The following is a 21,279-nucleotide window of genomic DNA, read 5'->3' on the forward strand; positions in this document are numbered from 1 at the left end:
GCTTCGGACATGGCAGCCGATTCGCCGTCGTCCGATGTCGCCGGTGCCGAAACCGAGTTCGTCGGGCGCCGCTGGCTCGTCGACACCGTACGGAAGTGGACCTCGACCGGGTCCTCGCACCTCTTCCTCACCGGCGGGCCGGGTACCGGCAAGTCCGCGGCCGTGGACCACCTGTGGGGCCGCGACCCCGTCCCCGGTACGGCGGTCCACCGCTGCCGTACCACGAGCCGCAGCAGCTGCGACCCGGTCCGCTTCGCCGAATCACTCGCCGAGCAGTTCAGTGCGACCGTGCCCGGCTTCGCCGAGGCCGTGGTCCGTGTGGCACGCGAGCGGTCGGGGCGGTCGGGGGAGCTGCGCATCGAGGGCACGGCCACCGCAGCCACGGTCCACCCGCACGCGAGCGTCATCGGCGCCCGGGTCTCCCTCTCCCTCTCCCACGTCACAGCGGACGAAGCCTTCGAGCAACTGGTCTGCCGTCCGCTGGAAATCCTCGCCCCGGCCCAGCGACCGGTCGCCGTCGTCGACGCCCTGGACGAAGCGCTCACCCACCGGGGCCGCCGTACCATCGCCGAACTCGTCCTCGCCGGCGTCGACCGGCTCCCTCTGCGGTTCGTGCTCACCTCACGACACGACGCCCGGGTCACCGCGGCCCTGCGGGACCTGCCGGACGCCGTCGTGGTCGACCTCGTGGACGACGCACCGGACCCCGGCGCCGACCTCCTCGCCTACGCCCGCCACCGGCTGCGCGGGACCCGCGGCGCCGGGCCGCGCCAGGAAGAGCTGGCCCGCAGACTGGCCGCCGCCGGCGAGGGCAACTACCTGTACGTCCTCCACCTCACCCAGGAGGTGGCCGACGGAGTCCGGACCGTGGACGAACTGGCCGCTTCCGCGCTCCCGTACGGCCTCGAAGGCGTCTACCGGGAATTCATGCGACGCGAGATCCGCCCGGTCGGCAGCGCGGACGCGGAGGAGCGCTGGCGCACCGCCTTCAGACCGGTCCTCGACCTGCTGGTCGCCGCCCGGGAGGACGGATTCACCGCCGGCCGCCTGGCCGACCTCCTCCACCGTACGGAACAGGATGTTCTCGACACCGTCCGGATCCTCGGGCAGTACCTGCGGGGCCGTGACCCGCGCGGCCCGTGGACGCTCTTCCACCGTTCCTTCGAGGAATTCCTGGTGTCCGGCCAGGATCCCCACCTCGACGCCGGCGAGGGACACCGGCGCATCGCCGACCACGCGTTCACCTCGTGGGCGGACGCCTGGGACCGCTGCGACGACCCGTACGTGCTGCAGCACCTCACCGACCACCTGCTGACCGCCGCGGAATCCACACCGGGCAGCCCCACCCGCGGGCGGACGCTCCAGGACCGGCTGTACACCCTCGCCACGTCCCCCGGTTACCTCGCCGCGCAGCGCGCAGCCGCCCCGGGCCGGGAACTGCACCTGGTCACGCTCAGCCGCGCGCTGGAGGCAGCACTGGCCGCGCACGACTACCCCAAGGCAGCCAGGGTGGCGCTGGGCCTGGTGCGGGCCGGCGCGGAGGCCGACGAGGAGACCCCGGTCCAGGCCGCCCTGCGCTGGGGAGCCGAGGCCGGTGCCGCCAAGGCTCGCGCCCATCCGCCGGACACCGCCCTGCTGTGGCTGCTGCTCATCGTGGCCGCCCTCGGCGCCCGGGCGCCCGGTGAGGCCGCCGCCCCCCTGCGGGAGCTCGCGGCCGGAGACCTCCGCGTCGCCGGACAGCGCTGGGCACCGGCGGTCGCGGCGCTGCTGGCCCCGCTCCTGCCCCACCTCACGCCGGAGCAGTCGGACGCCGTGATGACCGTCGCCGACGACGACCTGTTGGGGCACCTGGCGGCGTTCGTCCTGGAGGAGGCGGGACCCGAGGCGGCCGTCCCACCGGCCCTGCGCATCCGCGAGCACGTCGCACGGGCCCGCGCCGTCGAAGGAATCCTCACCCGCGCAGCGCTGTCGGCGTTCACCCGTTCCGCGGGAACGGACCCCGGCGGACTCGACCGGCTGGGCGCACTGATCGCGGCGGCGGGCCACATGCCGCCGCCGGACGACTCGCCCACCTGGCGGTCGCCGCTGGCCGAGCCGGACGTCGCCGACTCCGTCCTGCTGGTGCACGCGGCGCGGGGCGAACTCGACGAGCACCTCCCGGAACTCGCCGCGCGCACGGCCCGAGCCCGCGGAGAGCTGTCCGACGCCGCGGTCCTGCTGGCCCGGATCATCCAGGCCGCGCGACTCGGCCCGGCCGGCGCCGCCCGGGCGCGCGCGGCGGGCGAAGCGGCCCTGGCCGACCCCCGGCGGGACATCCGGGGCCTGCTGCACCACACCGCCACCATGGTCCGCATCGGTGACCGCACAGCCCCCGCGCTGCTCGACGCACTGGTCAAGGAGTTGCCCGCCTACGAAAGCGGCCTGCACGCCGGACACGTCGACGGTTTCCACGGCTGGTGCGGCGTCGGGCTGCGGCTGGCCGTCGTACGCCTCCTGGCTGCCGCCGGGCAGAGCGACCGGGCACGCCAGGAGGCCGACCGGCTGCACGCCGACCACCCCGCCGAACACGTACGGGCTCTGGCGTGGTTGGCCCGTGAGGAGACGAGGCCCGACTCGCGGGCGGCTCTCGTCGCCGCAGCCCGGGAAGCCGCCGACCGGATACCGCACAGCCTGTGCTCCCAGGCGTACCTGGTCCTCGCCGACGCGGACCACCAACGCCTGGCGGACACACTGGCCCGGACCGCGGGCCGCCGCCGGCGCGCGCCCGAGGTCGCCGGCCCCGCCCGGGCGGCACTGGCCTGGGCCGCGTACGTGCGCGGAGACCGTCGGCGCGCCGAGGCCCTCGGCGCCGAGGCCGCCGCGTGGTTCACCGCGCTCCCCCCGGACCGGCGCCGACAGCACGACGCGGACCGACTGGTGAAGAACCTGTTGCGAGCCCGGCTGCCCTCCGAGGCCGCCAGGGTGACCCGTACGCCGACGGTCCACGGCGAAGCCGTCGGCCTGATGAACCTGGGCGACGTACGGAACAGGCTCGCGGCGCACGCCGAGTACACCGAACTGGCCTTGCTCCAAGCGACCGAGGGCACCGTCCCGATCGACCCGACGCGGAGGCTGTCCCCGTACGAGCAGGCTCTCACGCTGCGGGTCCGTCGGGCCGGCGACGACCGAGAGGCCCTCGCGGAGAGCCGTGGGGAACTCCGCCTCACCGTGCAGGAATTGCTCGCGGGTCTGGCCCGGTTGCCCGAGGACACATGGATCCCCGGGGGACGCGACGAGGAGGGCGCGGTCTGGTGCCTGCTCCAGGCCATCAGACTGGAGTGGCCCGAGGGCGCCACCGCCGCCACGCGGGAGTGGAACAGGTCGCAGGAGAGGGCGATGTTCGGCGCAGCTCTGGAGCATCCCCCGGGCCATCGCCCGCGCGACGTCGAAATCCGCGACGATCTCGACGTCCGACTCCGCCGCAGCGTCCAGGCCTCAGCCGAACTCGCCGAGGCGTTGCACGAGATGGGCGAGGACCGGGAGTCCGCCGCCCGGTTCTCCCAAGCCGTCGACAGCGCGGAGGAGCTCGCAAGCCCGGCTCACAGGATCCGTGCTTTCACCGAACTGGCCGGAACAGCGGCCCGCCTGGGCCGTTACGACGACTTGCGGCTGCTCTGGCCCGAGGCCGCCAGGGCGCACGGCGGCTCGCTCGCCGAGGTCGCCGAGACCTTGGCCGTGACGGTGCTGCGCGGCAGCCCGGACACCGCCCCCGCCCGCCGCGCGCTGGAGGAGATCGTCGGCTCGCCGGGCCTGCCGCACCTCGACCACGTGGACCTGCTCGCCGCACTGGCCGTCATCACGCCCGGTACGGAGATCGAGGAGCTGCTTCTCGCAGCCCCGACCGGGCCGGGGCACTGAGCGCTCCGGCCCGGCCGCCCCAACTGAACTGCGCCCGGAGTCAGCCCGAACCGCCCCCGAGATCGACTCCGACCGCCCGGCCGCCCTCCTCGACGCTGTCGGCGCGCACCGAACCCGTCAGGTCCCCTGACGCGGCCGCGCCGGCGCAGATGCCCGCCACGTACCCGCGCACTTCCTTCACCTCGACCCCACCGCGGATCCGGGGCCCGTTCTCGTGCTCCGGACGCGGCTCCTCCCCACGGAAGACGATGGGCGCACCGTACACCGCCTCAAGAGTGCGACGCAGGCCGTCCACGAGCGCCAGGATTTCGGTGTCCCGCGGATCGACGGGGTCCACGCCCTGCGCGTACTCACCCAAATGGCGCCGGAGAAGACGCAGTTCGGGCTCGAGCGCGGCGACCCGCTCCGGGTCGGCGACGAGTTCCCCCGGAGCCCCTTCGAACAGCTCCGCGGGCAACGAGGTCCTGGCCGCGCGTCGCTCACGACGGCTCCGCAGGACCTCACCCGCCTGCTCGTACAGGAACCTGACCCCCTCGTTCAGGGCAACGGCGGTGATACCTGCAAGTGTGACCGGATCCACGGTGTCATCCCTCCCCTCGCGTCACCCCATTCTGCGGCGCCCCCGCCCCCTGCACCAGGCATGCCGGACATGGACGTCCGGATCACTCACTGCGGCTGCCGCTGCGGGCGGCTACGGCCGACTCCCCGATCCGAGTCCCACCTCGGCCGCAGCCCGCAGCCCGCAGCCCACCGCTCGCAGCCCGCAGTGCGCAGCCCGGCGCGCGGATCGGGTGGTGTCCCACCCCCGCGCACCGACGCCAGATCTGGTGCGCGGGGCCCGCCGCGCGCTGCGCGGTTTCGCGTCAGGCCTTCCCGTGATCTTGATGTCGGTCCTACGCTGAGGGTGTGGCGGCCAGGGGTGTTCGTTCGGGTCCCGACTCTCGAAGCGTGATGCGGTGGCCGCTGGCCCTGCATGTTGCTGTGGTGCTGATACTGGCCGCCGTCACGGTCGGCATCGTTGGGGTGGCGCTCTGGCTGCTGCTGGGCATGCCATCGCCGCACGCAGCCGTGGCGCTCGGGCCCGGTGACCTCTATGACGGCATCAAGATCGCACTGGCGACCGTCGCCGGGGCCGGCGGCGTGGTCGCTCTGGTGGTCGGTTACCGGCGCCAGCACCTCAACGAGGTGAGTGAGGAGCGCGAACACGCAAGGTACTTCACCGACCGCTTCGGGGCGGCAGCGGAGCAGCTCGGGGCGGATCAACCCGCGGTCCGGATGGCCGGGGCGTATGCCATGGCCGCACTCGCCGATGAGTGGCGCCAGGAGCGTCAGACCGGCATCGACGTACTGTGCGGCTACCTCAGGATGCCCCACGCGCCCGATCCTCCGGCCGACGAGCCGGACTTGACCGCCTGGCGACGCGAACGTGAGATACGCAAGACCGTCCTGCGACTCGTCGGCACCCACCTGCGCGACGACGCATCCGAATCCTGGCAGGGGTACGACCTCGACTTCACCGGCGCCGTGCTCGACGAGGCGGACTTCCGCGGCGCCCGCTTCACCGGGGGCGACATCATCTTCATCGGGACGCTCTTCGTCGGCCACGGCCGCAACCAAGTGATCTTCGACGAGGTCGAGTTCGCCGCCGGGAGCTACGTCTACTTCCGCCTCGCCGAGTTCCGCAGCGGATCCGTGCGCTTCGACCGGGCTGCATTCAGCGGCGGGTGGGTCACCTTCGACTCCACCCGTTTCACCGGAGCCCGCGTGAACTTCCGTGATGCCACCTTCAGCGCCGGAGAGGTCCGATTCGAGGACGCGGAGTTCTCCGACGGCGTCGTCGACTTCACCGGCTCCGCCTTCACCGGAACCCACGTGAGTTTCGGCGAGCACCGCTTGGAGAGCCTCCACGTCACTGCTCCACCGGCTCGCTTCACCGGCGGCACCGTCGATCTGTCCCGTACCGCGACGTTCACCCACCCCCCGCGGTTCGGTCTGCAGACCGCGCCCGCAGGGCTCCTGCTGCCCCCCGGTACCCAGGTGTCGCACCTGCCCTGAGAGCGCAAGGGGGCGCGCTGCCGCAGAGCGGAACGCCGTGACCGGCCTGCCGGTCCTCGGGCTGCGCACTCGTTCTCCTCCCGCCACGCCCGGATCCGGTGCGGGGTGATACGGAACCAGCGGTGGGCCGTGGTGAGCGTGCGCGGGTCCTGCCGGTCGGGCTGTCCGCCGAGCAGTGGCCACCACAGCGCACGCCCGTCTCAGTCCAGTCGAAGGACAACGGCACGAGGTACGGCGCCCCCTCGGCGGAGCCGGACGCGGGAGCGCGCCCCGGTGCACGTCCGGTCCTGCCGGTCCGGAGGACACCGAGCACGTTGCTGTCGGGGTCGGCGACCGTCGCCCACCTCATGCGCGGGAAGCCCAAGCGATCCGCTCGCGAAATCCGCCGCCCTCGGCACCCCCGCCGGGACGCCGAGCCGGGCCGGGGACGCCTTCGCGGCGTCGGCGGCGGCGCGGCGCCGGGTCGAGCTGCTCGCCACCGCTCCGGTCGGCCCGGCCGGCACCCACGAGCTGATCGAAGCGCTCACCGACGCCGCCCTCGGCGTGGGGGACCTGCCCGGGGTACGCCAGTGAGCCCGGCGACTCGCGCAGCACCCGCAACGGGCCGAGGTCGGCCGCCGGGCCACGGGCCGGCTCACCGTCGCCGGCACGCTCACGGGCGACGCGGGGGAGGTACACAGCGCGGGCCTGCGCGCTGAGGCCTCCGGTTCGCAGCGGCTCCCGGCGTGCCCGCTCCCGCTTGCTGGCGGTCCGGAGCGCCGTGGCCGGCCACCCCGTCGCCACCACTCTCGTGGCGCGCGTGGAGGCCCGGCTCGACGGTGACGGAGAAGCGTCGGTCACCCGAAGGCGGGCCCCGTCGGCCGGACGGAACTTCGACGACACGACCTGGCCCCCGGGGCCCTCCGGTAGCGCCCCGGCCTGTACGGCGGCCCGGCCTCACGCCGCTCGTTGCACGAGCGCGGCGGTCCGCGCCTCGACCCCGGACGTCACCTCGCGCAACGCGTAACCGGCCGCCCACATGAGGCCATCGTCCACTGTGGCCAGGTCGCTGAAACCGAGTGTCGCGCAGCGCGCCTCGCACTTCTCCACACTCCTGAAGAAACAGACGAGTGACTCCTCGAAGCGCCGGTCGTGACCGCCCGGCCCGCTGCCGGTCGATCACCGTGCCCGCGGACTGCCGCCCCCGGGGCGCGTACCGCATCCGAGCTGACCCTGGAGACCACCACGGATCCGCGCCTCCGTGGCAGGTGTGTCGCCGCGGCGGACGAGTTCCCGGTCCCGGACGCCGACGGGTGCCGCGTTTCAGGGTTGGCTCTGCGGGGCGCCGGCCCCGGCGGCGATGACCTCGGCGAGCCGATTGGCGAAAGCCGCGTTGCACCCTCCGAGCCGCACGAAGCCGTGGCCGGCCACCGGGCCGTCGTTGCACAGCGAAGGAAGGGTCAAGCCGGCGAGCGCGAGCGCCGATTTGAGGTTGGTGACAGCTTCTTCACCTGCCTGGAAGGCGGCATCCTGGAGCCGCTTGTAGTGCATCCGTTCGACACGGGTCAGTTCCTGAAGCACGCTGCGTGGCCTTTCTGATGATGGGTGGGGTGGAGGGGCAGCGCTGGGGCAGCTCCTGGGCCGGTGGGGGCCGGCGATGGGGATGAAGCCCTGGCTGCGGGACTGGCGTTCGCCCGGTCCGGTGGCGGGGACCGGCCGCAGCCCGACGTGCCGATCTGCGCTGGGCCCGTGACTATCGGTTTCGATCTTCGTTTCAAAGGTGCAGGTGGGAAACTCTTTACGTGCGGGAAGGAGCGGCTTTGCCCGGGAAGTCAGCGGCTGCGACCGGCTCCTTCCGCGCCGGCCGTCCGCGGGACGCTGCCGGCCGGCGCCGGCCAGCCGTGGCCAGCGGCACGGTACGGCGTCCGGCATCCCGTCCGACCGCGAGTGCGGTCCCGGGCGCCCGGTACACGGGCGGGAGCTCACGGCTGCTCGCCGGGCGGACGGCTGCGGTGTGCCGCGGTCACCTCCGACTCGCGCGGGTGAGGCCTGTGGCGTCGGCCCCCGCGCGCGAGCCCCGGGCACCTGCACGACCGTTATCCGCGGTACCCCAGTCCGTGCCCGTGGGACGGCGGCAGGCCGCTTTCGTCGGCCGCGGGGTAACCGGGGCGTCCGCCGGCCGGACCGGTCCAGGCCGCGGGAGTTCGCCCGGACCTGGGCGTGGGTGTTGGCGTGTTCCGATGTCTCGGAGCGGCCTGGCGGGGAGGCCGCGTCAGCGTGATCTGACGGACCAGCTGCTGGAAGCAGGCCAGCGTTGCCACGGCGGGAAGTGCGGACGACATTCCGGCACTGACGGTTCTGGGTGCCTGGGCCACGCACAGAAGAGTGGCCAGAGTGGAGAACAGCACCACCATCGACCAGGAATGAAGTGCGCGGCGCTGGTGCAGCGCGGATCTGAGGATGGATAGGGAAGCGACCATCCAAGGGCCGTAGACCAGCAGTGGCCACCAGCCCACCACGCCGCGGGCAGTGTGCAGTCCGGCGCTGTGGCGGAGCGTGTCGCAGATGGCCAGGCCGCTGAGGACGCTCACGAGGGTCGCGATGACGGCGACCAGCACAGCGGTGCACGTGCTGCCCGTTCGCAGCAGGGTCGCCGCCGGCGACCTCGGCACGCCGCGGCGATGCCCGCCGGAGGCATGTCCGTGCCGACGTTCGGGCGGGGTGTGCTGCAGCCCGGTGACATGCCCCGTACTGCCCTGCGAGCCTTCCGCCTCGTCGCGGTAGAGGGTGCGGCCGAACGGCCCGGGTGGGGAACCCTCCTGCAGTAGGCCGGCGAGCTCTTCCGACGGATCCCAGGCCCCGTTCATTTCACGGGACCATCCCGGCTGCTCGGCCGGAGTGTGCTGCTGCCGTGCGCGCTCCGAGCGGCGCCACAACACAGTGGTGTCCCGCTGGGGCTGCGGACCGCGCGGGTCCGGTGGCTCGTGAGGCTCATACACGGGAACAGCCGTCCGCGTGCTCGCTGCCGGAAGCCGTGGCAGTCCTGCCGCTCCTCGGCCCCAGCCCCTGCTCGAACGCGACTTGGATCCTGCTCATCGTGCGGAGGAAGTCCTCGAAGACCGCGGAGGAGAACGTCAGCTCCACTTCGAGGTCCTCGTCTTCCAGTGTGGCGTGCTCACATCCGGATCCGCCGGACTCTGCTCGGCGGGGGGTGAAAGTCCATTTTCCGATCCGAGTGGGCCCGGATTGAAAGCCGACTCCTCGCCCTCCTTCTTCCGACGTCCCGGGGAAGAAGCATAGGGGCTCTGGCTTTGCTGTTGTCATATTCCGTAAACGCTGCCGATCTTGCCGTGGGTATGCGCCAACCGGGTGATGGTCTGAATGTGCACGTGGCTGCCGACTATCCGAACCCTCCCGACCCTCGCCCTGCCATGGATGAATCCTTTTCTCGGCGGTGTCTGCTCGCGCCGCCTTCGCGGTAGCGGATCCGCCGCTCCTCTCCGTGCCGAGTTCCTCCGGTGCGGGCGGACCCGCGACGATCGCCGGGCTGAAGTGCGGCCCGGTAGGGCCATCGGAAAAGAGGTCATGGCGACAAGAGGATGGAACGCGCACATGACTGCAACCGGAGGACAGTCCGCAACCGTGCATATGCCGATGCGTTATGCCCACCGACTGCCGAGGGCGCCGACCGTGCGCGTCCAGTGATCTCGAACCTTCGAAAGGTCGGCTGTGGGAGACCTACTCCTGTGGATCGTGCTCATTTCCACCGCTTTGGGTACAGGTTGTGCGGCTTGGATGTCGTCCGGGGTCGGGCGCCTGTGGCACGTGGATGCCGTTGAGCTGAGACGCCAGCAGCGGTTCGAGCAAGTGCTGTCGTGCCATGCGAGTGCGCTCGGACGCCCTCGTCGCACAGCTGCGGCGCCGACCGGGGCGCCGACGAAGGCGCCGACGTATCGGTCCACCTGAGCGCAACCGTCGCAACGTCGGTCGGCCGTTTGTGCGGCCGGACGGGGGGCGAAGTCGAATGCGCTGCAAACCCCGGCAATCCGTGTAAACAGCGGTGGTAAAAACCCCGGCAATCTGTACATTGCCGGATCGCAGGGTGGGCGGCGCCGGTTACCGCTCTTTCTTTCGGACGTACTGCGCCGCGACCGATTGCGAATTCCGGTGCCATCTTCCGCGAATTCGAATGTTGAATTACGGATCACGTCGAGTGCGGATCCGTCAGGAGCGCCAATGGCTCCGCCGCTGCATGCCGTCGCGCTGAAGATCCACGGTGGCGTCCCGGGCGCGCCACCGTGCGTCCCGGCGTCTCCCGCCCCCCCCGTGCGACCCACCACACCACCACGACCTGCAGCACGGCGCTGTGGCCGCCGTGCGAGAAGGGATGAGATGTCCGACAGCGCACGACTGCGTGCACCCCGCGCCCGGACCGTGTCCGCGCCATCGCCCCGCGGCAGTTCGCCACGCCGCGATGGCGGCCTGGACCGTCGTACCAGCACGGCCCCCTGTCCCTGCACCCGCGACTGGGACGTCCTCACGGGGCCGGCGACGCTGGCAGCCCCCTTCCTGCGCCGACTCCAAGCCGGCGGCGTCGACGAGGTGGGAGGCCCCGCCGCCGGGTCCGTCACGACGGATGTGCTGATGTTCATCGCCCGGTCGCTGGAGGGCGACAGCCCCACCCGCCTCGACTTCGTCGACTGTGCCCACCGACTGCGGTGCTCCGTCAACGAGGTGCGGGGCGAGGCCGCCTGGCTTGCCGAACACGAGTTCCTGGCCTGGGACGACACCGCTGCCGGCGCGAGCCGTGCAGCGGCACGGTTGTGGGTCAACCCCTCGGTCACGTTCCTGCCGTGGACGGACCCGAGAGTGGCTGCCGCACGGCATCGCTTCCCCTTCATCACCACGGCTGACACGGGCATGGCGGCGGAAGCACCGGTCATCATCCGCCCGTACGACGCGGACGGTTGGCATGCGGTGTACCTGCAGTACCTGGAGACGGTTCGTTCTCCCGCCCCGGCACTCTCGCCCCCGTGTTGCCCGCAGGTACCGCGCGAAGGCCGATGGAACCCCGATCACGAAAGGGCGCGCCTGTCAGGATCCGGGACGCGTGCCTGAACACGGTGTGATCCCGGAGAAGCCACCGCCTTGCGCCGCCGTCCCGCTCCACCTCCATGGGGCAGGCCGCGCCGCTGCCCGCGAGAGTCCGTGAGTAGTGCGACGCCCCACGGGTAGGCGCGCGTCACCGTCCGCGAGCAGAGGAGAACCCATGTCGGCCGCGTTCGTCCCGGAGTACGGAGTACCGCCTCTACGCGATACCGTCCTGGGCGGCCGCTATCGGCTCCAGAGCCCCATAGGGTCGGGCGGCACGGCGGACGTGTTCCACGGTGTCGACGAGGTGCTGGGCCGTGATGTCGCCGTCAAGGTGTTCCGCGCCGGCACGGACACCGTGACCGCCGACCGCTTCTGCGACGAGGCCCGCACATTGGCCCGTCTTTCCCATCCTGCCCTGGTCACCGTTTACGACGCCGGCCGGTACGGCCAAGGCGCTTTCATGGTCACGGAGTTGATCCGCGGCGTCACGTTGCGCACCCGAATGGACGTCGGCCCCCTGAGCCCCGTCCAGGTGATACGGATCGGGGCCGACATCGCGTCGGCCCTCGACCACGTGCACGCCCACGGCGTCATCCACCACGACGTGAAACCCTCCAACATCCTGCTCGGCGAGGGGGGTTCGCCCCACCTGGCCGACTTCGGGCTGGCACGAACCGTCCACGAGCGATCCCACAGCACGCCCGACACCCTCGTCGGCACCCTCGCCTACATGGCCCCGGAACAGTTCCTGGGCGAAGGCGCGAGTACGGCCAGCGACATCTACGCCCTGGGCGTGGCTCTCCTGGAAGCTCTTACCGGTCGCCGCGAGTACCGGGGAACCCCCATGGAGATCGGCACCGCCCACCTCCTGCGCCGGCCCCACATACCCGAAGGACTACCGGAAGACCTCGCCCGCCTGCTCGGAAGGATGACCGACCAGGCTCCTGCCGCGCGCCCCGACGCCGCCGCAGTCCACCAATGCCTGCAGGACGTGGCGACGACACCGCGACCCCGCACCCCGGCCGGCGCCACGCTCAAGGGCACCGCCACCCACCGCTCTCCCTTCTCGCCCTCTGCCGACGCCGCCGCGCGAACGCCCGAGCCGTTGAGGGCTGCCCGAGGGCGCCGTCCGCTCTGGTGGAGCCTTGCAGCGGCGAGCGTCGCGGGGACCTGCGTGCTGGTGACGGGCGCCGTCCCCGCGGGCCCCAACCCACCGGTCACCGCTCCCACGCATGAGCAGCCCGCGGCACCGGACAACGCCGACAGGGCAGCCCCGGCAGGATCCTCACCGGCAGGGACGACCGCACCGCCGCTCCCCGCCGCCGTCGCGTCCACCCCGCAGTCGCCGGCCGCAGCGCCCCCGCCTCCACAGGAAGTGCGGGCGGTGCGGCCGGTCGCAGAACGCCCGCCGAAGACTCCTGGGACGCCGAAGGGGGACGCGAACCCGGGAAAGGCCAAGGGCAGGAAGGACAAGGGCCGGTGATCGACCGCTCCACCGGGTGCGCACCGGCATGAGGCCTCGCCGTCGAAGAGAACGCGGTGAGTACCGACGGGCCGACGGTCACGAGCGAGTCCGGCCGGGCCGGCCGCGAGGGGCGGCCTGCCCGGGGCGGCGGCCACCGTACAAGGGCCGGCTCCCTGCTCCGGGTCGACGGGGCCCTCTGCCTGCCGGCGCGCGGCCGGCACGTTACGGGTTCGCGGCGTGTCCTGTGTTCTGGGCCTCGGCGTAGAGCTGGAAGAGGCGGGGTTCGTTCGGCCCGGCCGGCAGTTCGGCCAGGCGCTGCCACAGCCGCGCCGACAGCGCCCGCGCCCGCGTCCCCGTCCAGCCGGCGGGAAGGAGCTCCGGCGGAAGCAGAGGGTCGGGGGTCATGGCCCGGCTGAACTCCGCCGCTGCCTCCACGGCGTACGTCAGCCGCTGCACCGCGCTCAGCCCGACGGCGGGTTCTGCCGCCGTGCCGAGTGCCGCCTCGACCCGTGCCAGCCGGTCCGTGGCGAGTGCGGCGAGGTCCTGGTACCGGGCGGCGATTTCCTCCAGCGGCCACAGGGAGGCGGCCAGTTCCTTCGGGTCGGAAGTGCCACCGACGCAGAGATCGGTGCTGGTGAGCGTGGTGACGGCCCAGGCGACGCCGAGGTCGGCTGCTGTTGGCGTGAGGTAGGCGCCGATGTCGTTCGCGGTCACGTACAGCCCGCCTTGCAGCGGCGCTGCCCCGAGCGCCAGCAGCCGGTCGCGCAACGCGTCGCGGGCGGGGCGTCTGGACTCCGGAACGGCGAAGGCGGTGAGGTGCCAGCGGCCGTCCCAAGGGGCCTGGCCGCGGTCCTGCAGGTAGGCGAAACGTACGAAGTCAGCGTCCGGCGCGAGCGCGCCCGAAGCGTCGGCAACGGCGCGCAGTACGGCCTTGCGCCCCCGCCCCTCGTGGCTGAACCGCCCATCGGCGACCAGCCGTTTGATGCACAGCCGCACCTGTTGATCCGTCATGCCCAGGGCCGCCGCAACGGCGTAGAGTTCGCCTGCGTCGACGCTGCCGTCCTCACGTACGAGAGCCTCGACCAGGAGTCGAGTCGGGATGTCGGGGGACTTGACGACGGTCGCGGCAAGGGGGGAGGCCTGAACCCCCGCCTCGCTCCCGGCCCCGCCTGCGAAACCGGGTACAGCCCTGCTCATGAGGTCGCTCCCGTGGTGCGGTCGGCCGCGGTGATGGTGCGGTGCATGGTGGTAACCGCCCCGAATCCCATCAGACTCCGCATGAGCGGCGTGCGCCGGGTCACCCCGGCTCGAAAGCCCTCGCGTTCGTACAGCGCACGGGCCCGCGGGTTGACGTCGATGACGTCCAGGCGCAGCCGTTCGCAGCCGTGTTCGGCAGCGATCGCGTACACCTCCCGCAGCAGACGGGCCCCGATACCGAGGCCCCGCAGCTCCGGCGCGACGGCGAGCCCGTCCATCACCATCTCCCCCGGGGGCGCGTCGCGCTCCAGCATGGTGAGCAGTGCGAGCCGGGGGAGTCCGCACACAGGGCCGTACGCACGCAGGACGTCCCTCGCACCACCGCCCGTCAGGCCCCGCCCGTCGGCGGTCCTGTACCCCGCGACCGCGATGATGCGCCCCTCACGCAGGGCCACCACGGCCCGGTCGCCGTGCAGGTGTGCGGCAAGGAAGCCCCGCCCCGCCCCGGCCGGTCCGAGGGCCGGCCCCAGCTTGCGCCCGAACGCCTCCCAATACAGCTCCGCCACCCGTCCCTCGGTGCCTGCGGGGGCGTTCCGTCGGATCTCTGCCACATCCATCATGTGATCAGTGTATTACGATCGAACTGGAAACGATAGTTTTGTTGGCGATAGGTCATCACGTGAGAGGCGCCAACAGGCGCGTAGGGGGCAGAGGCCGATGAAGCACACCGGCGAGACCGATCAGGACACCGAGATGCAGGCCGGCCCGGCGAGCGGACCCCGATCGCAGAGGCGCCGGTTCCGGCGGGCGCTGGCCTCAACGGCGGCCGCAGTGCTCCTGGCCGCGGTCGCCCTCACCGGCCTCGCCGCCTGGCAGAACACCTACGACCTGCGCGAAGAGCACGTGGTCATCCACACCGGCGGCCGAGCCCTGCACGCAGTCCTGGCCCTGCCGGATCGCGGCCGAGGCCCGTACGGCGTGGTCGTCTTCGCCCATGGCGACGGACCCCTGGACGCCACCCACGACACCTTCTACCGACCCATGTGGGAGGCCTTCGCCAAGGCCGGCTACGCCTCGCTGTCCTGGAACAAACCGGGCGTCGGCGAGTCCCCGGGCAACTGGCTTCACCAGAGCATGGCCGACCGCGCCGCCGAGACCGCAGACGCCATCGCCTGGGCCCGCACTCGGCCCGACCTGGACAGTCGACGCATCGGGCTGTGGGGCGCCAGTCAGGCCGGGTGGGTCCTGCCCAAGGTCGCGGCCACCACCCCCGGCATCCGCTTCGTCATCACCGTCTCCCCGGCCGTCAACTGGCAGCGCCAAGGCCGCTACAACACCCTCGCAGAGCTTGCCGACCGCAACGCCACCCGGGCCGAGCGGGACGCCTCGCTCGTCCGTCGCGAAGCCGGACTCGCGGTGCTGCGCCGGGGCGGCACGTACGACGACTACCGTGCAGCCGTACCCACCGATCGGACGATGACGGCAGACCGCTGGCACTTCATCAGCCGTAACTGGACCTCCGACTCCACCGCCGACCTACGGGCGGCCGCGGACCGCGGCATTCCCACGCTCCTGATCCTGGCCGGACACGACCGCAACGTCGACGTGGCCGAAACGGAGGCGGTCTATCGCCGCGAACTTCCATCCCGCTCCTTGCGGGTGGAGCACTACGCGCAGGCCGACCACGGCATGGCCGACCTGGAGGTCGTCGGCTCCGACACCCGGGCCCTCCTGACCGCGGTCTTCGCCCCCCGCAGCCTCTTCGCCCCCGGCTACCTCGCCTCTCTGCGCGCCTTCACGGAACGCTTCAACCCCTGACACCCGCCCGCGAGGGCGCGGAACTCCGTGGACGGACCCGTGGAAGACCACGTACTGTGTGGCTCCACGCCCTGAGACGAACGGAAGGAGGCGAGTGCCGTGCAGTTCACACCTTTCCAGCGCTCCCTCTTCCGCTGTCCCGGCGTAGTTCTCCAGTTCTGACCGGGAGCGCTTCAAGCAGCCTGTATCCCGGAGGAATCCATGACCGATACGGTCATCCGCGCGCTCTCCGCGAGCGACGCACATCTCTTCGACGCCCACCCCGACCCCCTCGGCGCCGGCGAAGCCCATCGGCGTACCCGGTTCCGTCCCGAATGGAAGCGCGTCGCCCTGCGCGACGGCGAGGTCGTCGCACGCGGTGCCTGGTGGGGCGGCCCCGACGACTCGGAGCCTGTCAACATCAACTGGTTCGACGTGGCCGAGGGGGAGGAGGAAGCCGGAGCCGAACTCCTTCGCTCCGCTCCCTGGCGGGTCGAACTCGAGATCAACCTGCCCGGCGGCTGGCGGGAAATGACCGACTCGCGCGCCGCGGCCGAGGCGCGCTTCGCCGCCGCACGAGCCGCAGGATACGAACTCCTGGTGGAACGCTTCCTGTACCGCTGGACCCCGCAGCGAGGTCTGCCCGAGCGGCCCGGACGCCTGCGCTTCAGCGCCGAACCCGACGACACCGTGTTCTTCGACGCGTTGCGCCGCATCCACTCCGTCACCCTGGACGCCCACGCGCTCAAGGCCATCGAGGAGGGCGGCCTCGACCGGGCCGCCCAGGAGGAACTCGACTTCTTCCACTGGTGCCCCTCCCCACGGGAGTGGTGGCAGATCGCGCACACGCCGGAGGGCGATCTGGCCGGCATCCACATCCCGGCCCACAACCCGTCCGGCCCGACCGTCGGCTTCATCGGAGTCGTCCCGGAACAGCGCGGTCGCGGCTACGCGTACGACCTCCTCGCGGAGTGCACCCACTTCCTCGTGGAGCAGGGCGCGGAGTTCGTCAGCGGAGCGACGGACCAGGGGAACTTCCCCATGGCCGCGAACTTCGCCAGGGCCGGCTTCCCCGTCATCCGTGAACGCATCAACTTCCAGCCGGCGGCCAAGCTGCCCGGCGAGGAGTAGCACGCGCTGAGGGGTCCGGTCCCAGGCACGGCCGGACCCCTTGTGGGTGGCACACGCGGGCTGTGCGCTCTGTCCGGCGGCCACGGTGTCGTCGCCGGCCCACACCGACGACGATCAACGGCAGCCGCACGCATTCCGGATCCTGTGAGGACCGAACAGCTCCCGCGGGCATGACCACCGCGCCGCCGGGTGCCGTACGGCCGGGTGCGCTACGGCCGGGCGTCCTACGGCCGGGTGCGCCGGATCTCCACCCCGTTCTCCACCCCCGGGTCCAGGCGCCGCGACCGGCGACGCAGCAGGCTGGACGGCATGACAGCAACCGAGTGGATCACCGACATCGCCCTCGTCCTGATCGTCTTCCGGCAACTGCGGGAAGGCCGCCTCGACCGCAAGACCTTCCTGCTCCCGCTCGCGATCGTGGCCTTCGTGGCGTACTCGTACCTGGACTCCGTCCCCACCGGCGGCAACGACCTCGTCCTGATCGCCACCCTGACCGCGGCGGGCGCCGCCCTCGGCATCGCCGGGGGGATCTACACCCGGATCCGCTCCCTCGACGGACAGCTCCTCATCAAGGCCGGCGCCGTGTCCGCCGTCCTCTGGACCGTCGGCATGGGGGCACGGATGGGGTTCCAGACATGGGTGGAGTACGGCGGCGGCGCCGACGACATCGCCCGCTTCAGCCTCGCGCACCACATCACCGGCCAGCAGGCGTGGGTCACGGCCTTCGTCCTGATGGCGCTCACCGAAGTCGTCACCCGGGTGGCCACGATCTACGTACGCAGCCGATCGGCGCGGACGGCGGCCGCGCCCACCCCGCCCGTACTCGGCGCCACGCTCTGACGTGCCGTATCTTCGGCCTGTGCCCGCAGAACCCAGCGCCCCGCACCCCGGCGACACCGGCCGGGCCGCGGGCGCGCGCCCCGTCCCCGGGCACGACCCGCGCGTGCAGTGGGTGGCGTCCCTCGCCGTCGTCGCCGTGGGCCTCTGGACGATCCGGCCCATGGGCCTGAGCGGCCGCGGCCTGGCGGTGGCCGCCCTGTTCGTGGTCAACTCCGCCGCCCTGCTGGCCCGTCGGCTGCCCGAGCACAAGGTCCCGCCCCGCCTCGCCCTCGTCTGGCTCACGCTCGGCATCGTCGCCGCGGCCGCCCTCATCGGCCTCAGCAGCAGCGGAACGGCCTACCTCTTCGCCTTCTTCCTCTCCGGCCACATCGGATACCGGCTGCGGACCAGGCCCGCCCTCGTCCTGGCCGGGTTCTCCAGCCTGCTCTGCGGCGCCGTGCTGTTCCTGCGCCTCGGGCCGGGGCACGAGCTGCTGCCGTGGGTACTGGGCCTCGCCACCGGCGCCCCGGTCCTGATCGGCATCGTCAACCGCACCCAGCGGCAGGCCGTCGTGGCGGCGATCGACGCGGCCGAGTCGGCCGAACGCGCCGCGCGGGCCGAGGCGCGCAGCGCCGTACTGACGGAACGGAGCCGGATCGCCCGGGACGTGCACGACGTGCTGGCCCATTCCCTCGCCGGGATCAACATGCAACTGGAGCTGGCGGACGCGCTGATCGACACCGGGGACCTGGAGAAGGTCCGGGAGGCAAACGCCAGGGCCCACGCCCTGGTCAAGGAGAGCCTGAAGCAGGCGCAGTGGACCGTGCACGCCCTGCGCGAGGACGCCCTGCCGCTGCGGGAGACCCTGGCCTCGATGCTCGCCTCCTCGGGCCACGACGACGCCCTCACCGTCACCGGGACGGAGCGCGACGTGCCCCTCCAAACCGTCCAGAACCTGCTGAGGATCGCCCAGGAGGCGCTCACCAACGCGGCCCGGCACGCTCCCGGGGGAGCCGTCGGGGTGGAGCTGGAATACGCCCCGGCATCGATCGTGCTGAGGGTCCGCAACCGGCCCGCCACCCGCCGGGCGACCACCGGCGCGGGCAGCGGGATGGGACTGATCGGCATGCGCGAACGCGTCGCCCTGCTCGGGGGAACGCTCACCGCGGGCCCGGTCACCGCAGGCCCGCACCAGGGCGACTGGCAAGTGGAGGCAGAGATCCCGCAATGACCGGACCCATCGCAGAACAGCAGCCGTTGCGGGTGGTCGTCGCCGACGACCAGGCCGCCGTCCGCGAGCCCCTCGCGGCGGTACTCGCGCTCGCCGAGGGCATCGAAGTCGTCGCGGCCGCGGCGAACGGCACCGAGGTGCTGGCGGCCGTCGCCGCCGGACCGGTGGACGTGGTCCTGATGGACCTGCGGATGCCGGTCATGGACGGCATCGAGACGACACGCCGGCTGACGGGCGAGCACCCGGAGGTCGCCGTGGTCGTCCTGACCACCTTCGCCGACGACGAATCGATCCTGGGCGCGCTCGGCGCGGGAGCCCGCGGCTACCTGACCAAGAACGCCGGACGCCAGGACATCACCCGAGCGATCCGGGCCGCGGGCGCCGGCCAGTCCGTACTCGACCGCGAGGTCCAGGACCGGCTCCTCGCCACCGTCCGGACCAGGGCGCCGTCACCCTCGCCCGACCGGCCCCTCCCCGAGGACCTCACCCGCCGCGAACGCGAAGTACTCGCGCTGATCGGCCAGGGCCTGTCCAACAGGGGCATCGCCGAGCAGCTGTTCATCAGCGAGGCCACGGTCAAGACGCACATCAACAACCTGTTCGCCAAAGCCGGGATCCGCGACCGCGCGGACGCCGTCCGCCGAGCCATCGCCTCGGGCCTGGCCTGACCTCACCCAGGAGTCGCCGATGTCCGTCCGCCGCGTCGTACCCAACGTCCGTTCGCAGGCCGCGGGGGAGAGCCGGGAGTTCTACGGCCTGCTCGGATTCGAGGAGGTCATGAACCACGGCTGGATCATGACGCTCGCCTCCCCGTCCAGTCCGACCGCCCAGATCAGCTTCATGGCCGATGACCGGACGGCACCCGTCATCCCGGACATGAGCGTCGAAGTGGACGACGTCGACGCGGTGTACGCGGCCGTGCGGGACAGTGGCGCGGAGATCGTCCACCCCCTTCAGGACGAGGAATGGGGCGTGCGCCGCTTCTTCGTCCGCGACCCCAACGGCCGCGTGGTCAACGTACTGGCCCACCGCTGACGGACCGCCGGCCGACCAGGGGCTGCCCGTCGGGGGAGGGCGCGGAGGGCACGGAGGGTACGGAGGGCGTGGAGGGCGCGGAGGGTTCCGCGATGTCCCGGCCGTCGTCGAGGGCGGCCCCGCACGTCGTCCGGGCGCGCGGATCGTGTGTCAGCGTGCGGTGACCGAGTACGCGGCGAGGGGACGATTGCCGTCCGGCTTGGCGACGGCCCGGAGGACGTCGGCCTGGCTCAGGACGAGCTGTCGCACCGGCTCGGGCAGCGCGGCCAGACGCTCGTCGCTCCCGACCAGGTCGAGGCAGGCCGCGATCTCCCAGTCGCCGTCCTGCAGTTCCCGGGTGTCGACCGGCTCGCTGCCCTCGGCCCTCCATCCGGTCTCGGGCAGGAGCCGCAGCAGGCACTCACGGGAGAACGGGGTGCGGACGTTGCCCTCGCCGTGCGAGCCCGCCGCCTCGACGTGTCCCTGGATCAGCACGGCCAGCAGGTGCGCCAACCCCTCGTCGGAGCCGGGGGTCAAGTCCCACTCGGTGAACCACAGTCGTCGCGCCCACGGCCGGACCCGGGCCAGTGTGTCCCGCAGTTGTCCGACCGATGAGAAGTACCACGAGCAATGTGCGAGCACCACATGGTCGAAAGTGCCCTCGGCGAAGTCGACCGAAGGGTCGAGGACGTCGGTACCGAAGCGGAAGTCGATGCGCGGCCCGAGGGGGCCCGCGGCGAGCCGGGCTGCCGATTCGCCCAGCGTGACCGGCTCCCCGTAGGAGGGTGCGGCCACGTCAACGGCGACCACGCGCCCTTCGGGTCCGACGGCCTCCGCCAGGACGGCCGTCATGTCGCCCTGACCGCAGCCCAGTTCGAGCACGGTCGATCCGGGTGCGATGCGCCAGCCCGCCACGAGCGCGGCGCGGTGGCGGGTCTGGGACAGCTGGACGTCCGGGCTGTGGTCGGCGGCGGCCATGCCGGCTGCGAGCGAGGGGGCCTTGGCGCGGAGATCGGAGTGAGTCACAAAATCCTTGGTGATCCTGGGCGGGTACGGTGCGCGTCGATGCTACGAGACGTGCGGGCATCGGCGCTCCGAATTCCTGGCCGACCGTGGTGGATCAGCGGAGCCCCCCAGGATCCTGCCGCCGTCCCTCGTCGAGACGACCGTGCGAGCGGGCGGCCGGGCGGGGCGGGTGGCTGGGCGACCCGGCGGCATGGCGCGACCCGGCGGCGTGACGACGGACGGTGGCCGGTGAGGCTCCGGCGGGCGGGGCGCCTGCCGGGCTGCGGAACCGCCACCGCGACCTGGCCGCGGCCCACACGCGTTGCCGGGCCGTCCAACGGCCGTCTGCGGCCCGCCGATCGACCGTGGACGTGTGAGCCCCTGGACGACGCCGCCCGCTGACCGGGCACCGGCTGGAGTGCCTGCCGGAATTGGCTGGCAGGTGCATGACGGGTGGGTGAGTCGCGGGGCTACCTTCTTAGGGCTCCGGAGAGGCCGCTGCCCGAACCCGCGGGCCACAGGCGGGCGGTGGTGGCGTCTCCAGTGCCCCGGCTCCGCCGAGGGGCCGGGCCCCCCACGCATGAAGGAAGACGAC

The 21,279-nt window shown here is 72.3% G+C and carries 16 protein-coding genes; 10 read left to right on the forward strand and 6 right to left on the reverse strand.

Features of this window, described 5'->3' with window-relative positions; translation table 11 throughout:
- The first annotated feature begins 9 nt into the window (after positions 1–9).
- Entirely contained in the window at positions 10–3,897 is a 3,888-nt protein-coding gene (locus AC2RP6_RS37020) for a hypothetical protein (protein ID WP_486450197.1), read from the forward strand.
- Between the two features lie 40 nt (positions 3,898–3,937).
- Here AC2RP6_RS37020 and AC2RP6_RS37025 read toward each other — a convergent pair whose 3' ends face one another.
- Positions 3,938–4,477, reverse strand: coding sequence for a hypothetical protein (locus AC2RP6_RS37025; RefSeq protein ID WP_486450198.1), 540 nt, complete (start codon positions 4,475–4,477; stop codon positions 3,938–3,940).
- Between the two features lie 401 nt (positions 4,478–4,878).
- On the opposite strand from AC2RP6_RS37025, the gene AC2RP6_RS37030 reads away from it, so the two are divergent.
- A complete protein-coding gene (locus AC2RP6_RS37030; protein WP_486450199.1) occupies positions 4,879–5,952 on the forward strand; it encodes a pentapeptide repeat-containing protein in 1,074 nt (357 codons plus the stop codon).
- Positions 5,953–6,297: 345 nt separating this feature from the next.
- Here the strand turns inward: AC2RP6_RS37030 and AC2RP6_RS37035 are convergent, their stop codons facing one another.
- A complete protein-coding gene (locus AC2RP6_RS37035) occupies positions 6,298–6,630 on the reverse strand; it encodes a hypothetical protein (protein WP_486450200.1) in 333 nt (110 codons plus the stop codon).
- Between the two features lie 624 nt (positions 6,631–7,254).
- The gene (locus AC2RP6_RS37040) at positions 7,255–7,512 is read right to left on the reverse strand and encodes a hypothetical protein (protein WP_486450201.1); all 258 of its coding nucleotides are present in this window, start codon (positions 7,510–7,512) and stop codon (positions 7,255–7,257) included.
- A gap of 2,811 nt (positions 7,513–10,323) precedes the next feature.
- On the opposite strand from AC2RP6_RS37040, the gene AC2RP6_RS37045 reads away from it, so the two are divergent.
- Both AC2RP6_RS37045 and AC2RP6_RS37050 read left to right on the forward strand, forming a co-directional pair.
- A complete protein-coding gene (locus AC2RP6_RS37045) occupies positions 10,324–11,049 on the forward strand; it encodes a hypothetical protein (protein ID WP_486450202.1) in 726 nt (241 codons plus the stop codon).
- Positions 11,050–11,200: 151 nt separating this feature from the next.
- On the forward strand, positions 11,201–12,508 hold the full coding sequence (locus AC2RP6_RS37050; protein ID WP_486450203.1) for a serine/threonine-protein kinase: 1,308 nt from the start codon (positions 11,201–11,203) through the stop codon (positions 12,506–12,508).
- 204 nt (positions 12,509–12,712) lie between these two features.
- On the opposite strand, the gene AC2RP6_RS37055 is transcribed toward AC2RP6_RS37050, so the two are convergent.
- The gene (locus AC2RP6_RS37055; protein WP_486450204.1) at positions 12,713–13,687 is read right to left on the reverse strand and encodes a PaaX family transcriptional regulator C-terminal domain-containing protein; all 975 of its coding nucleotides are present in this window, start codon (positions 13,685–13,687) and stop codon (positions 12,713–12,715) included.
- On the reverse strand, positions 13,684–14,307 hold the full coding sequence (locus tag AC2RP6_RS37060; protein WP_486450205.1) for a GNAT family N-acetyltransferase: 624 nt from the start codon (positions 14,305–14,307) through the stop codon (positions 13,684–13,686). The genes AC2RP6_RS37055 and AC2RP6_RS37060 overlap by 4 nt, the downstream gene beginning before the upstream one ends.
- 97 nt (positions 14,308–14,404) lie before the next feature.
- Here AC2RP6_RS37060 and AC2RP6_RS37065 point away from each other — a divergent pair, with 97 nt between their 5' ends.
- The 6 genes from AC2RP6_RS37065 to AC2RP6_RS37090 all read left to right on the forward strand — a co-directional run bounded on the left by AC2RP6_RS37065 (position 14,405) and on the right by AC2RP6_RS37090 (position 19,700).
- Positions 14,405–15,505, forward strand: a complete 1,101-nt coding sequence (locus tag AC2RP6_RS37065; RefSeq protein WP_486450206.1) for an alpha/beta hydrolase family protein — start codon at positions 14,405–14,407, stop codon at positions 15,503–15,505.
- Positions 15,506–15,706: 201 nt separating this feature from the next.
- Complete coding sequence (locus tag AC2RP6_RS37070; protein ID WP_486450207.1) at positions 15,707–16,615, forward strand: GNAT family N-acetyltransferase; 909 nt, start codon at positions 15,707–15,709, stop codon at positions 16,613–16,615.
- A gap of 309 nt (positions 16,616–16,924) precedes the next feature.
- Positions 16,925–17,455 (forward strand): hypothetical protein, encoded by a 531-nt coding sequence (locus tag AC2RP6_RS37075; RefSeq protein WP_486450208.1) that lies wholly within the window; start codon positions 16,925–16,927, stop codon positions 17,453–17,455.
- 1 nt (position 17,456) lies between these two features.
- Complete coding sequence (locus AC2RP6_RS37080) at positions 17,457–18,665, forward strand: sensor histidine kinase (protein WP_486450209.1); 1,209 nt, start codon at positions 17,457–17,459, stop codon at positions 18,663–18,665.
- Positions 18,662–19,333, forward strand: coding sequence for a response regulator transcription factor (locus tag AC2RP6_RS37085; RefSeq protein ID WP_486450210.1), 672 nt, complete (start codon positions 18,662–18,664; stop codon positions 19,331–19,333). The genes AC2RP6_RS37080 and AC2RP6_RS37085 overlap by 4 nt, the downstream gene beginning before the upstream one ends.
- A gap of 19 nt (positions 19,334–19,352) precedes the next feature.
- The gene (locus AC2RP6_RS37090) at positions 19,353–19,700 is read left to right on the forward strand and encodes a VOC family protein (RefSeq protein ID WP_486450211.1); all 348 of its coding nucleotides are present in this window, start codon (positions 19,353–19,355) and stop codon (positions 19,698–19,700) included.
- A gap of 150 nt (positions 19,701–19,850) precedes the next feature.
- Here the strand turns inward: AC2RP6_RS37090 and AC2RP6_RS37095 are convergent, their stop codons facing one another.
- Positions 19,851–20,657 (reverse strand): class I SAM-dependent methyltransferase, encoded by an 807-nt coding sequence (locus AC2RP6_RS37095; protein ID WP_486450579.1) that lies wholly within the window; start codon positions 20,655–20,657, stop codon positions 19,851–19,853.
- Between the last annotated feature and the right edge of the window lie 622 nt (positions 20,658–21,279).

Source organism: Streptomyces sp. WAC03905, from assembly GCF_057371075.1.